The following is a 13,157-nucleotide window of genomic DNA, read 5'->3' as shown; positions in this document are numbered from 1 at the left end:
GGTTCGCATTGCGTATGCCCTTTGCGTAAGACGGTGCGCGGCCAGTTTCAGACGCTCGACGTTACCAGCTAGATTGACGACAATCCGCGCCAAATTGCCCAACTACAGTGAAGGGAAATCGTTGCAGGGTTGGTATTGATAATGACGGGTCGACAATTGACGTTGCGTACGGGGAGCACATCTCCTTGATATTGCAGACTGATGCCGAGTAACACGAGAACGCTAAAGAAGTCATCTCCCGCAGCCGATATTCAATCATCAGTCCAATGGCAACACTGCAAACGCGTTGCCTGAAAATTCGAATGCTCTGCGTGGCTGAGGCCTTGACCGGGGACTGTCGGTCATCAACTTATTAACAATAAATCCGGAAACACAAAAATGCGTTTTATCTCGCTCTCAGCGATCTGCGTCCTTCTCCTTGCCGCGTGTGCCGGAGCGCCAACTATGACTCCTCTACCCGCCGACCGGGGGCACGATGTAAGCGTCGCACTTACAGGCGGTGTGAGCGAATTGCAGATCGATACGGGATCGTTCGACATTTCTTCTGAAGCGAAAACGGACCTTCTCGGGGCCTTCCATGCCGAGATGACGAAGATAGGTATTCCGGTTACGGCGTCGGGCGCTCCGGTCGCACTTCACGTAAGCGAATTCAAGACACGCCCCGTTGCGGCTCGGATACTCTTCGGCGCACTCGCCGGCAGCGACCACATCAAGGGGACGGTCACGGTCGCCGGAACCGAGTTCGAGGTGGCCGACACAGGCGTCACGGTGGTGGGTGGCCTGGGTGTTGTCGCGAGGAACGTGGGTGTGCAGACGGCAGATGGGATTGGGCATCTGGCCGGCGTTGTCGCCAAGTAACCGGCGCGGCATTGTCCGGGGACTCGGCGCTTGTGGCGCGCTCTGCGCCACAAGCGCCATTGGTTGCGGCGCGAACAACAATACTGTGTCCCAGAGAGGTAAGCATGCGTATGGACATGCGCCGTCGGCGTGCTCCGGCAACCCAAAGCGCGTACGTCAGCTGCGCAAAAGGTCCGCAATCTCATTGGCTCAGTCTGCCATCTGCTTCCATGCTCGCTGGAACCCTTAAATATTGCCTCCTTATCGCAGGCAGCGCACTACTGACGGGCCATGCCGTTGCAGCCGACGCGGGCCGCCTGTCGCCCGACAAAATCCGCGCGCCGGAGCAGGCCGCCGAATTCGTCGTCGACCAGGAAAAGAGCAGCTACCAGCGGGTGCTCGACCTTTATCGTCAGGCTCAGAGCAAAAGCCCCGGCGATGTGTCGCTTCTTCTCGCGCAATGCAAATTCATCGAGCGCTTCGCGTGGTCGGAGGATCTGAGCTGGAGCGACGTCGCCGGGAAGGACTTGGAAGCTTGTCGCGCCGCGCTCAACAAGGAGTTTGCAACCGATCCCGAAGCGGCACTTTATCTGCTCGAACATCGGTTCGGCGCAGAAGCGGTCGCATATGGCGAGCCGCTTGTCGCCAAGTCGACTGGCTGGAGCGCGGCGCAGCGCGCGCGTCTTCATGCCGCGTTGTCACGCGCTTACGCAACCACGAAAAACGACATCCGGGCCGGGCAGGAGGCGGTTCTCGCGGTGCAGCTCGATCCGGCCAATGATCGCCTGATCGACGCGATGCGGTACCTGGCGAGAACGGGTCGCGCACGCGATGCCAGCAAGCTGCTGGCGGCGGCGCCCGTTGCCAAGACACCATGGCAGGAAGCCATACGCATCAATACGGCTGTCGAAGTGCTGCCTGGCACGGAAGCGAGCGACGAGTTTCATCGCGCCCAACGCGCAGGACTTAAGATCGACGCTTATACGACGGCGCGTGTACTACAGCGTGCCGGCGATTCAGCAGCCGCGGAAGCGGCTCTGACCGCTGACACCGCGTCGCATAAATTCGAGTCTCCGCAAAACCAGCAGCTTCGCCTTGATGTTGCATTCGATGTGGGCGACGCGAAGATAGCTGCGGATATTATCCGCGACCAGTACCAGAAGACCGGTAAGGCCACGCCGTTCGCGTATGCGTACGCGCATCTGCTTGACCTCAATCCGGCTATCGCCGCCCGCGCCGATTTGCTCCCACTCGCGGCCGGCCTGTTCGGTATGCTCGCGCTCTATCTTGCATCGCCAGGCCTGTTGCTCTTCCCGGTGCATTACCGTGGTACGGTCCGGCAACGCGTCGGAAAAGCGTCCACACCACTCTTCGCGCGGATAGGTTTGCGGCACGCATGGTGGGGGCTGGGCGTCTTTTCCATGGCGCTCTATCTCGTCACGATCTTTCGCATGGGCACGGCGGCGCTGTCGCCGACCGGCAGCGGCGTAGTGCGCATCGATGCCTCGAATCGCATTGCGATTTCACATTTGTGGACGCTGTTTTTCAGCGCGCTCGGGCTAGCGGCAGTCGGTCGGCTGATCGGATGGCGCGAATGGCTCGGCAGTGGACGATGGAAGTGGACGTGGATGTTGGTACCTGTCGCCGCGTACGGCATCTATCAGATCCCCCACTTGCTGGCTCGGCACAACGTTCCGCACGGCTTTGCTCCGAACTCGTGGGCGGTGAACCTGGCGCACGGTGCAATCGCGCTCGGCGGCATTCCGCTCGCGCTGCTGGTGTTATCGGTGTTCGTGCCAGTAATCGAAGAACTGGTGTTCCGCGGTTGCCTGTTAGGAGGATTGTCGCGCCATATCAGCTTCGGCTGGGCCAACGTGCTGCAGGCTGCGATATTCGCCGGCATGCACGAAGACACGCGCCATTTTATCTACCTGTTCGTCATGGGCCTGATTGCCGGTTGGCTGACCAGGAAGACGAAGGGGCTGTCGATGCCAATCCTGTTGCACGCGATCAATAACGCGATCTTTGTCTACAGCGTGGCTGCAGCGTAGCCGGTCAGGGGTCGCCTTGTGCCACTCGCAAAGATACTGCGCGCGGCGATCCTCTGACGTTTGCGTCGGACCGGGTGCTGCCAATTTTGCTCTACTCAACACAGAATACCCGGCGCAAGGCCCGTGGGTTTTCACGATTAATCGCATCGTCGGGAGTGAAAAAGAGGCTGTGTCGGATGTGTTCGTCACCGATGGCGTCCTGCGTGCACGAGCAATCTCGTTCTTTACGGTCGAACACGGCAAAATCACCCGCATGGTCGAATTCTGGCCAGATCCATACACGGCTCCATTTGATCGCACGCAATTTGTCGAGCGTATCGAGTGAGCGACGCGCCTGCCTCAACGAATGACGGCTATTGAGCAAGACAAGTGGCAGAATTGGGACCCAATCCGGTCAGTCAAATTTCTACAACCTGGCCATTCGTTCGTCGTGGTGTGCAAAAAGGCTACTGTCCCCGCGAGAATGAACCGAAGCGGCAAATGGCAACGCCTACGCTACTCGCAGATCCCACAACACATCAAGTACGTGTTGCGTGGAACGCTCAACGTACCCGGCACGATGTGCAATGCCGAGCCGACGCCACAACGCCGGGCGCAGCGGACGCATGACAATGCGCCTGTCGGGTAATGGCGTAGTGGCCTCATGGGGCAACAGCGCTGCGCCGTAACCTGCCGCTACCAGACTCTTGATCGCGTCGTTGTAGTTGAGCTGAATGCGCGGCGCGGGGTGGTGCCCCCCGGTCGCGAACCACTCCGCAGTCAGACGCGAGAGACGCGTGGTTGCGTCATTGAGAATGAGCGGTTGGGCGGCGAGCCATTCAGGCGTGACGCGGGCCGGACACCGCCAATGCGCCGGCACAAAGGCCATCACGGGGTCGCGGCGCCAGGGCTTTATCACGAGTCCAGCCACCGGGGGCTGAGGCAGTGCGACGAGCCCAACATCCAGCGTTCCATCCGCCAGTCGGGACAGCGTTTCATGCGAAGTGAGTACTGCCACCTGAATGTCGATAGCGGGATGGTGCTGGCGCAGCACCTCAAGCGCTTGCGGCAACAGGTGCGCGATCGCGCCGGTCGACGCACCGAGACGCGCGCGCCCTTCGAGCCCCTGCACCTGGCGTTGAATATCGTCTAACGCCTGCTCCGCATCGGCCAGCAGTCGGCGCGCGCGCTCCACCAGCACCTCTCCTATCGCCGACGGCCTTACATGTCCGCGTTTCCGTGACAGGAGTGGAGCCCCAATGCGGTCTTCGAGTTCAGCGATGTGGAGGCTGACCGTTGGCGGCGCCAGGTGCAATGCACGCGCCGCATCGGCAAATGAGCCACGGTCGGTAATGGCGACCAGAGTGCGCAAGCGGTCCAGGCTGATCTCTCGCATGTCGACGTCCAGATTCAGAAAAACTGAATATTCACGTTATGAAATTCAACTTTCTCTATTCTAGCGGTCCGTGGAACATAAGGGCTCGTTCTGCCTGCTACAAACCTATAGTCACCGGAGTATTCCACGTATGAGCTCTCCCGTTGTTTTCATCGACGGCGACCAAGGCACCACCGGATTGCAAATCCACGAACGGCTGCGCAACCGGACCGACCTTAGATTGTTCACGCTTGCCGCTGGGGAGCGCAAAGATCCACGGCGTCGCGCAGAAGCCATTAACGCCTGCGACATCGCCATCCTCTGTTTGCCTGATGCCGCCGCGCGCGAGGCAGTGGAGGCCATTGTTAATCCTGCCGTCAGAGTAATCGACGCAAGTTCCGCCCACCGCACACGGCCGAACTGGACATACGGCTTTCCGGAAATGACGCTGGGACAGGCTGAGCGGATTGCGAGCGCACGTCGTGTCACCAATCCCGGTTGCTATCCGACCGGTGCAATTGGCTTGCTGCGTCCCCTGTTGCAGGCTGGGCTCATACCAGGCAACTACCCTATCAGCATTCATGCCGTGTCCGGCTACTCCGGACGCGGGCGTGCCGGTGTGGAGGAACATGAGGGGCAGGGTGCCGTCAACGCGCCTTCATACCAGGTATATGGTCTGGAACTCGCGCACAAGCACACCCCGGAGATCCAGCAGCACTCCGGGCTCGTGCAGCGTCCGATCTTCGTCCCTGCGTATGGCGCGTTCCGCCAGGGCATCGTGCTGACGGTGCCCCTGGAGTTGCGGCTGCTGGCGCCCGGCGTGGATGGCGCCACGTTACACGCGTGTCTCTCACGTCACTATGCCGAGGCGGCCCACGTACGTGTCTCGCCGTTGCACGAATCGTGCGTCTTAAAGCACCTGGATCCGCAAGTGCTGAACGGTACGAACGACATGCGCTTAAGCGTATTTCCTAACATGGAACACGGTCACGTCCTGCTGTCCGCGGTTTTCGACAATCTTGGCAAGGGCGCATCCGGCGCTGCGGTTCAGAATCTGAACCTGATGCTCACGCAGCAATAGTGGCCGATGGCTTGAGCTAACGTTCGGCCGCACCCATATGCCAACGATTGTTGCCAATCCGGTCGTGGCCGTTGAATGTCTCATACTGTCCGCTGACAGCCTGTCATCCAAATATTGAACCATTCTTGGGCGCGTTGGGCATCCAAGGCGCAACCTTAGCCTGCAAGGTTGTGCGATATCCGGGGCAGTAATCTGAGCCGTTCGCTCACGTCGACAAGATATCCTTTGACTGAATCCGCTTTACACCCACGCGATCCATGTTTTTACGCGCAATCGCAAGTGAGCCGTTGAGGTCAATCGGACGCGTTGCGTCTTCGATGACGTAAGCTTCGAACCCCGCCTTGCGAGCGTCCATTGCTGTCCATGCGACGCAGAAATCAGTCGCCAGTCCGGTCACAAACACGGTGTCGATACGTCGCTGCTTCAGGTATCCCGAGAGGCCGGTTTCTGTCTTGTGGTCGGCTTCCTCAAATGCGGAATAGCTATCCATGTCCTTGTGAAAACCCTTGCGTATGATTACTTGTGCAGTCGGCAGCTTAAGGTCCTTGTCGAGCGCGGCGTCGTCGGTGCCTTGCACGCAATGGTCCGGCCACAAGACCTGTGTGCCGTACGACAACTGCGCCGTCTCGAACGGCTTCTTACCGGGATGGGAACTGGCGAACGACGCGTGTCCCGGTGTGTGCCAGTCCTGCGTAATGACAATGTTCTCGAACTTGCTAGCCAACTCGTTGATGAGTGGCACGACCTCGGCGCCGCCTTTCACCGGCAACGTTCCGCCATCGATGAAACAATTTTGCACGTCCACGACGATCAATGCGGATTTGCTGCCGGGCTTGATGTGTTTGCCTGACGCAGCCGCTGCTGCCAAAGCGCTCAGGCTTCCAAGGCCACAAAGGTGGGCCAGACCAAGCACGGCGGTCGACTTGATCAGTGTCCTACGATGGTTTTCTCCCATGACGAATCTCCTTTTCGATTGAAGCCACAATCATAGAGGCGTCAAATTTATTCCAGACTTCATCTTGATGCATTTGTTTCGTCGAAAGCCACCGTTGCAGCCTTGATTCATAATCACGAAGGCAAACCGCTGCTGCAGGAAAAGTCGTCTGGTGAGACTTGGAGCCTGCCCGCTGGCGGAAATGAAATAGGAGAAAGCCCGCAAGAAGCGACCATCCGGCAGGTAACATTTCGGAATGCGCCAAATCAAATGCCGGAACCGGCACCACCGTATCCGAAAGACGAGTTGTTTCGTACATTCTAGGAACGTCGCCTCCATACACCTCCACGCATCAATGCCTATTGAGGTGGCTTTCAGGCCGCTCGCACCTAAGCAGGCATATCGCTGGATGTGCATATTGAGGAGCCCACCATAAGGAAGATCCTACGAGATTCGACGGACACCTTTTGCTTGACCACAGGCAAAATGCGAATTGCACATTTGCAGCTGTCAACGGACGAGGGCGGATGATGACACGAACGGTTAGTTTTCTGATCCTGATGGCTCTTGCTTTGCCCATAGCGTCGGCGCAAAAGAAGGTCGACCCGATCGAGGCTCAGGCCGAAGCATGTCTCGGTACACCGGCGGGGCAGACTACGGCGGGCATGACCGACTGTTCGCACCAGGCTTACCTTGCGTACGACAAACGCATGAACGACGTGTATCAACGGATCATGCGCAACGCCGATCCGCAATCGCGCATGCTGATCCGCAATGCCCAGCGTCAGTGGCTGGCCTATCGCGATGCGCAACATCAAGCCGATAACGGCCCATGGCGAGCCGATCGGGGATCGATGACGAGCGCCGATATCGAGGCACTCAATGTGGACGCGATTCGTGCTCGGATCGATGAATTGAACTACTACGCTCCCTAATCAAGTCGGTCGACGCGCCGCGCCCTCTCAGTAGTCGATCTTCGCTGCTCTCGACGAGAACTCGAGATGAGCTTGAAGAATGGCGGGCGCGTTCCCCGTCGGACCGGGTTCGACCACAACGCTTGATACGGACGGTTTGCACGCATGGCCGATGTCCGGCGGATTGCGAAAGATCCTTCCAGTTGTCCCCGCTGCGGGAATCCGCAGGTGCTGCCGATCTCTGCGACTGCATGGGACCAGGTCCACGCGCAAACGCGAACCTCGTCTGTCAAATTCACCCTTCGCCATAGAGCGGAGCGAGTTTTCAGGTGATGACGCCCAATTGCCACGGCACGAATTCGTTTTGTCCGTAACCGTTCACTTCACTTTTCGACGGGACGCCGGACGCACATTCGAGCATGCGCTTGAAGATCGCGTCTCCGAGCTGCGCAATCGAGATGCGTCCATCAACTACGCCGCCGCAATTGATGTCCATATCGTCTTCCTGTTTTTCCCGCAGCGCTGTATTCGTTGCAAGTTTCAAGAAGGGCGATGGAGCACCCAGCCTGATGCGTTACGTTTGGTAAAAGCCTTGTTCGCGGCACCAGCTTTCGACTTGAGCAACGAGTCCTGGCCCACGCGCACGCTGCAGGGCCAGGAAACCCATTTCATTCAGCCTGGCAAAATCGGAGGGAAGACGCACGTGCTCAAGGCGTGGGGGTAACGCCAGCGCCAGTGTCTCGTCGCCCTCGCTTCGTCGACGTATCGTCGGCAGACGATGGCCACGTTCAGACGGGCGCGATCGCCGTGAGCTTCGCCGTCCCAAAAGACGGCATTTCGCGGCTGCTGTCACTGCCCGATGGGTTACTCCGAGAAGACGTACTTCCCATTCATTTTTTTAGGCGCAATGAAATTGAAATCAGGGAAGATCCGGGTTCTGACGTACCAGATATAGGCGAACAACCCCACACCAAGCAGACAACCAATCAACGTTGACACTGGACGTTCCGCAAAGCCCGTGAACTGCCTCGGCAATTGCGTAATCGTCAAAATCAGATAGGCGTTATAGGCGCCGACATTGTTTTTCGAAAAACCCCAGACAAACAGCAGGGAAATCGCTACAGCCACCCCCGCGACGATCAACCCCGCCACCGCAGATATCTCGCTGCCAACGGCATATCCCGCCAACAAACCAACAATCACCTGCAGCCAGGCGATGACCCGAACGGCAATCAAATGGCCGCGGTTTGCACGGCACCGCTCAGGATCGGCGTGCGCTGCGATGAGATATGCAAGCAGACGATCCTTGACGCCTTGTCCCGCCAACCTGGTGAACACTTCGGATTTCGCAACGCCATCCGATAGAAGCTGCACGACCTGGGCTTTGATTTCTTTTCGATTCATTGAGTCCACCCCTATGTTTTTTTGGTAACGGTCAAAACACCCGGATTCATTCGCTATGCATAGCGATACGCCAGGACAACGCGAAATATTACCTGTTGCGCGCGAAGGCGAGGGGAGACCGCGATTCACGCCCGCATACAAAGTCGCCGTGCGGCTTGTAAAGGCGCAATGCGTTGCATATGGTCATACGTGGGTCACCGATCACGAATTTGAAATCTGGCTGGCCGATCATTCACGTGAATGATCACTACATTCTGGAGAGCATCAGTCATGGTCGAGAAAAAACGAATTCGTGCTGCGCTCCTCGCCGCAGCGATAGCCACGATTGCGCCGGCGTGTCAGGCAGGAAACACGACCGACTGGCTGGCGAACACCTATGGCACCCTCGCAGCCCACGTGGGCAACACTGCGCGTTCCATGTGGGTCTCGCCCGAAGGCGTCATCTATACGGCCTCCATGTGGGACGAGTACGAAGGTGGCGTCGCTATCTACCAGGCCGGCAAGAGCCTCGGCTCGATGGGCGCGCATGGCGAGTTTCAGGGCAGTGCGATCACGGGCAACGCGACGTCGATCTTCGTGGCATTGCAGCCCGGCGGAACGTACGGAAGCGGTGCGGTGGGACGATACAACCGCACCACCAAGGCTCGCGATCTATTGATTCAGATCAGCGCGTTGAACAACCAGCCTCGGGTCGACGTTGTCACCGGACTTGCCACGGCGGGCTCGCTCCTCTACGCGAGCGACTTCTACGGCAATCGCGTCCGGATCTTCACTACCGGCGGTGTCTGGCAGCGGGACATCAACATCACGGGCCCGGGCGCTCTCGCACTGGATGGCGCAGGCAACGTTTGGGTCGCACAGAAGAGTGAGGGCTCGATCGTCGGGTTCAGTCCAACCGGCGCCCTGTTGAACACCATCCGGATGCCAAGCGGCTCGCAGCCATCGGCGCTCAATTTCGATGCGTCGTCGGGGCAGCTCATGGTCGGGGACGAAGGTCCCGACATGAACATCAAGCGCTACAAGCTTTCGGGCACGCCGACGCTGGCCGGGACATTCGGCATTCAGGGTGGTTATCTCGACACCACGACGGGAATCAAAGGCCAGGTTGGCGACAAGCGTTTTACCCGCGTCGCCGGCATCGGCAAGGACACCGCAGGCAACCTCTATGTGCTCAACAACCCTTGGGGCGGAAGCTGGGACCTCGGCCGCGACGGCGGCACCGACATTCACTCCTACAACAGTTCTGGTCGCCTGCAATGGAAGCTTCAGTCTCTCAACTTCGAGGGGATCGCCGCTCCGGACCCGGGTACCGACGGCGTCTACTTCTATGGAGGCACCGACATCTACACCGGCACCGCTGGGGGAACCTTCGTAGCAAACACTGTCGATCCCATCGCCTATCCATCCGATCCACGCATCAACATCAACGATCGCTCACGGGATGAGCACTTCGGTCAACTGGCCACCGTCGGCGCCAACCGGATCCTCGTGGCATCCGGCCAGAATCCCGATATCTACTACTTCTTCCACTTCAATGCTGCGAATGGCTACATCGCAATACCGGACGCCACGCTTCCCGGACCGGCGTTCAAGACGACTGCATCGGTCAGGGACGGATTCTGCATCGACAGCAACGGGGGCGTGTGGGCCGGCCTCGACAAGACCGGTTACATCTACCACTACCCGCTGACCGGCTTCGACGCCAGCGGCAAGCCAACATGGGGACCCGGTATTCCCATCCGCATTCCCGATAGCATTAAGCCGTTGACGCGCATCGTCTACCTCGCGGACAGCGACACCATGATTCTCGGACAGGGCGTTGTCGGGAGTACGGACTGGACGTCGATAGGCACGCGGATCGAGGTGTATCACGGCTGGAGCGCGGGCAACACCACGGCACCCAATCCGGTGATTAAGCTCCCCCACGCCGGCGCCAAGTCGATTGACGCGGCCGGCAGTTATCTATTCGTCGGCTACTGGTTCGGCACCGGGCAAGCTTTGCCGAACATCGACGCCTTCAATCTCGCTACAGGCAATCTCGACACCACGCTGGTCAACACCAGCACCGGTACCGTCGACGCCAGCAGCGCCATCGATTCGATGTACGGCATCAGGGCATACCTTCGATCGACGGGCGAGTACGTGGTCACGAAGAACAACGTTAAGGGTTCCAGCATCACTGTTTATCGCTGGACGCCCTGATCCCATCCACCAACGTGCGCCACTCTGAGCGGGTCATCCAGGTTGCGGCGAACTTTGACGAAGCCGCACGCGTCACCGTCGACGAGGTCGCGAACGCGGTCGGTGCCTTCCTATCCGGGTGGGCAAGTCATCGGCTTAACGTGCAAGCTTTGGCAAGGATAGGATTCAGGTAGCTGCGGGTTCTGCGCGGCACTCAAATTTGAGCCGTCGCTACTCAGGGTGCAGCCGGCGAGCATCACTACCAGACCCGATATCACGGCGACGTTACTCCACACAGTAAATTGCATTTGTACTCGACACAAAGGGAATGGGTTGCGGTACGGGGAAACCCGTCGCAAACGCTGTCAGGTATTGAGTTGCAACGCCAATCGACGCAATGTTGACGCGCAGATCACGCGTTGTCGGTCGTCAAGGTCTGGTGACCGAAAGGTAAGCCGCAGCCGCTTCGATCTGTGCGTCGTTCAGCGTGGCCGCGACGGCCGTCATCGTTCCCGGCGCCGGCGTTTTCTCCTTCGCGCGCGCCTGAAATTCGTGTAGCCGGGCAACGACAAACGCCGCCGGTTCGCCTGCAATGCCAGGGAAGCGCGCGCCATTGCCTTTGCCGCCGGCCGCGTGGCAACTGAAACAGGCGGGAACGCCGGATCCTGCACCCATCTCGGCGAGCTGCTTTCCAGCCACCACCAGGCTTTGTTGCGGCGGCGCACCTTCGACAAGCGGCGGGTTCTGCTTCGAGAAAAAGGTTGCGAGCTCGCGTATTTCGCTATCGGAAAGATTGTGTGCGACCGTCTGCATGACAGCGCTTGCGCGTGTGCCCGCCTTGAACATTGACAATGCGTGCGCGAGATAATCCGGATCTTTGCCAGCAAGCCGCGGCCCGCCGGTTACGGTGCCGGCGCCCAATGCGCCGTGGCACGCGACACAGGTTGCGATGGACGGAGCCTTCGTCCCCCCGGCAGTGTCCTGCGCATTCACTGCGACTGCGGATTGTGCATGACAGGTACTTGCGAGACCGACGAGCGCCGCAACCGAAAGCGGACGCAAGCCGGCGCGCAACATGTTGACAGAACGTGAACCGATCATCGTGATCTTCCCGATATCCTTTGAACAAGCGCCCGGTGAACGACGCGATGGGACGATTCTGCCGGGATGATTCTGACCGGCGAGCGTCGAGCGGATTACGGATCTGTTATCTGGGGCGATAACTGACCTGTCTGCAAGCGACGCCTGGAACGTCATCGCGACGATGCGTCGTCCCGATGCGTGGCTCGCCGCGAAAAACGTGCTAGTTGGAAGGATGGATGTGCAGGATGTCAGCGATGTCGGACATGCAGTTGTCGGATGAACTGGTGTCGCGGGATCGCCATAGGCGGAAATTCGTGGTCGAGCGATTCACCTGGTATCGGAGTGACCGCTATCGCGGATGGCGAGCTATACGGCCACCACTATTTCTCGATGCATGATCCCGATGGCAATGGCATCAGTTTCTATACCAGCCACTGCAGCGATAAGCCCGTTTGATATTACAGCGGGTCAGTCGCGCAGCATCCGCCCATTTCGCTTTATTTCTCTTCACCTGGCCCGCTCTCCAAATATCGGCCTATCCGTCCTTGGCCAACCTTGACCGGATCTCTGCAGCCGAGAGGTCGCGGTGGTGTGTGGCAATTTGCCATGTGTTTCCCCACGGATCTCTTACCATCGCTCGCCTGTCGCCGTATGGCATGTCGGTCGGAACTTCGAGCGAGATCGCATTCGCCGCAATCGCTCGCTGGAAGGTCGAATCGGCGTCCTCAACGTAGACATACAGAAATGCCGGCATCGGATCGCGAAGGCCGTCTCCGCCGCTAACCATCACGACAGAATCGCCGATCATGATTTCGGCAGGCAGCCCGCGACGGAATTCGCCCTGTGCCTGAAACACCATTTTGATGAATGTGATCAGGTTTTCCGGATCCCGTACGACGATTCGGGGCGTGACGGTATGCCATCCATCAGGCTTAAATTTAGCCATGTTGCGCAGCCTCGGAAGAGATTCGCAAGGGCATTGTCCTCCGAGCGCCGGATGTCCGCAAAGGGGGGCGGTCGTTGAGATGTCGCTCGCCCGAAGGACGGCATTGGGTCGCGTGCTGCCGACCACCGCCGTCCAAGCCCAAAGCGGTTATGCGATTCGCATGAGGCAGTGCCCGGCCCAGAGTGTGTCAAAACGCGCAGCCGGCGGAAATTTGAGGACACGCTGGCTCGTTGGCAGATTGGGGTGAGTCGATTGCGGCACGACAAACGTCAATTCAGTGCCGAATGTATTGCGGGGACGGTGAGTCGCATACGGGTTTCACACCCGCATCGCTTTCATAACCGTTTCTGAACCGAGAAGCTTGATAACCCG

The 13,157-nt window shown here is 58.9% G+C and carries 11 protein-coding genes and 2 pseudogenes; 7 read left to right on the top strand and 6 right to left on the bottom strand.

The window, feature by feature from the left end:
* The first annotated feature begins 444 nt into the window (after positions 1-444).
* From FSO04_RS38025 to FSO04_RS47945, 3 genes and pseudogenes are all read left to right on the top strand, one after another.
* Complete coding sequence (locus FSO04_RS38025) at positions 445-858, top strand: hypothetical protein (RefSeq protein ID WP_174825333.1); 414 nt, start codon at positions 445-447, stop codon at positions 856-858.
* Positions 859-1,067: 209 nt separating this feature from the next.
* Positions 1,068-2,888, top strand: a complete 1,821-nt coding sequence (locus tag FSO04_RS38020) for a CPBP family intramembrane glutamic endopeptidase (RefSeq protein WP_154566610.1) — start codon at positions 1,068-1,070, stop codon at positions 2,886-2,888.
* A gap of 73 nt (positions 2,889-2,961) precedes the next feature.
* Positions 2,962-3,213, top strand: a pseudogene (locus FSO04_RS47945) (nuclear transport factor 2-like protein); the annotation flags it as partial.
* A 165-nt stretch (positions 3,214-3,378) separates the two neighbouring features.
* Here the strand turns inward: FSO04_RS47945 and FSO04_RS38015 are convergent.
* On the bottom strand, positions 3,379-4,263 hold the full coding sequence (locus tag FSO04_RS38015) for a LysR family transcriptional regulator (RefSeq protein WP_154566609.1): 885 nt from the start codon (positions 4,261-4,263) through the stop codon (positions 3,379-3,381).
* A gap of 130 nt (positions 4,264-4,393) precedes the next feature.
* On the opposite strand from FSO04_RS38015, the gene argC reads away from it, so the two are divergent.
* Positions 4,394-5,323 carry an N-acetyl-gamma-glutamyl-phosphate reductase gene (gene argC, locus FSO04_RS38010; protein WP_154566608.1) on the top strand — a complete coding sequence of 310 codons (930 nt, stop codon included), beginning with the start codon at positions 4,394-4,396 and terminating at the stop codon, positions 5,321-5,323.
* A gap of 205 nt (positions 5,324-5,528) precedes the next feature.
* Here the strand turns inward: argC and FSO04_RS38005 are convergent, their stop codons facing one another.
* Positions 5,529-6,278, bottom strand: coding sequence for a nicotinamidase (locus tag FSO04_RS38005; protein ID WP_154566607.1), 750 nt, complete (start codon positions 6,276-6,278; stop codon positions 5,529-5,531).
* A gap of 102 nt (positions 6,279-6,380) precedes the next feature.
* On the opposite strand from FSO04_RS38005, the gene FSO04_RS46575 reads away from it, so the two are divergent.
* Positions 6,381-6,581, top strand: coding sequence for an NUDIX hydrolase (locus FSO04_RS46575; RefSeq protein ID WP_166618333.1), 201 nt, complete (start codon positions 6,381-6,383; stop codon positions 6,579-6,581).
* 203 nt (positions 6,582-6,784) lie between these two features.
* On the top strand, positions 6,785-7,192 hold the full coding sequence (locus FSO04_RS37995; protein ID WP_154566605.1) for a lysozyme inhibitor LprI family protein: 408 nt from the start codon (positions 6,785-6,787) through the stop codon (positions 7,190-7,192).
* A gap of 304 nt (positions 7,193-7,496) precedes the next feature.
* Here FSO04_RS37995 and FSO04_RS37990 read toward each other — a convergent pair.
* Together FSO04_RS37990 and FSO04_RS37985 are read right to left on the bottom strand one after the other, a co-directional pair.
* Positions 7,497-7,730, bottom strand: a pseudogene (locus FSO04_RS37990) (altronate dehydratase); the annotation flags it as partial.
* A 305-nt stretch (positions 7,731-8,035) separates the two neighbouring features.
* Positions 8,036-8,575 carry a hypothetical protein gene (locus FSO04_RS37985; RefSeq protein WP_154566604.1) on the bottom strand — a complete coding sequence of 180 codons (540 nt, stop codon included), beginning with the start codon at positions 8,573-8,575 and terminating at the stop codon, positions 8,036-8,038.
* A gap of 270 nt (positions 8,576-8,845) precedes the next feature.
* On the opposite strand from FSO04_RS37985, the gene FSO04_RS37980 reads away from it, so the two are divergent.
* Positions 8,846-10,777 (top strand): NHL repeat-containing protein, encoded by a 1,932-nt coding sequence (locus tag FSO04_RS37980; protein WP_154566603.1) that lies wholly within the window; start codon positions 8,846-8,848, stop codon positions 10,775-10,777.
* A 408-nt stretch (positions 10,778-11,185) separates the two neighbouring features.
* Here FSO04_RS37980 and FSO04_RS37975 read toward each other — a convergent pair whose 3' ends face one another.
* Positions 11,186-11,857, bottom strand: a complete 672-nt coding sequence (locus FSO04_RS37975; protein ID WP_154566602.1) for a c-type cytochrome — start codon at positions 11,855-11,857, stop codon at positions 11,186-11,188.
* 517 nt (positions 11,858-12,374) lie between these two features.
* Positions 12,375-12,785, bottom strand: a complete 411-nt coding sequence (locus FSO04_RS37970; RefSeq protein WP_154566601.1) for a VOC family protein — start codon at positions 12,783-12,785, stop codon at positions 12,375-12,377.
* Positions 12,786-13,157: the final 372 nt, after the last annotated feature.

The organism is Paraburkholderia madseniana (assembly GCF_009690905.1).
GTDB classification, from domain to species: Bacteria; Pseudomonadota; Gammaproteobacteria; order Burkholderiales; family Burkholderiaceae; genus Paraburkholderia; species Paraburkholderia madseniana.
The sequence above is the reverse complement of the archived record's forward strand: the minus strand, read 5'-3'. Positions and strand labels throughout refer to the sequence as shown.

What these genes read in the sequence shown, in the direction of transcription:
- FSO04_RS38025 (WP_174825333.1), top strand. Translation starts at nt 445, where the DNA reads ATGACTCCTCTACCCGCCGACCGGGGGCACGATGTAAGCGTCGCACTT.
- FSO04_RS38020 (WP_154566610.1), top strand. Translation starts at nt 1,068, where the DNA reads ATGCTCGCTGGAACCCTTAAATATTGCCTCCTTATCGCAGGCAGCGCA.
- FSO04_RS38015 (WP_154566609.1), bottom strand. Translation starts at nt 4,263, where the DNA reads ATGCGAGAGATCAGCCTGGACCGCTTGCGCACTCTGGTCGCCATTACC.
- argC (WP_154566608.1), top strand. Translation starts at nt 4,394, where the DNA reads ATGAGCTCTCCCGTTGTTTTCATCGACGGCGACCAAGGCACCACCGGA.
- FSO04_RS38005 (WP_154566607.1), bottom strand. Translation starts at nt 6,278, where the DNA reads ATGGGAGAAAACCATCGTAGGACACTGATCAAGTCGACCGCCGTGCTT.
- FSO04_RS37995 (WP_154566605.1), top strand. Translation starts at nt 6,785, where the DNA reads ATGATGACACGAACGGTTAGTTTTCTGATCCTGATGGCTCTTGCTTTG.
- FSO04_RS37985 (WP_154566604.1), bottom strand. Translation starts at nt 8,575, where the DNA reads ATGAATCGAAAAGAAATCAAAGCCCAGGTCGTGCAGCTTCTATCGGAT.
- FSO04_RS37980 (WP_154566603.1), top strand. Translation starts at nt 8,846, where the DNA reads ATGGTCGAGAAAAAACGAATTCGTGCTGCGCTCCTCGCCGCAGCGATA.
- FSO04_RS37975 (WP_154566602.1), bottom strand. Translation starts at nt 11,857, where the DNA reads ATGATCGGTTCACGTTCTGTCAACATGTTGCGCGCCGGCTTGCGTCCG.
- FSO04_RS37970 (WP_154566601.1), bottom strand. Translation starts at nt 12,785, where the DNA reads ATGGCTAAATTTAAGCCTGATGGATGGCATACCGTCACGCCCCGAATC.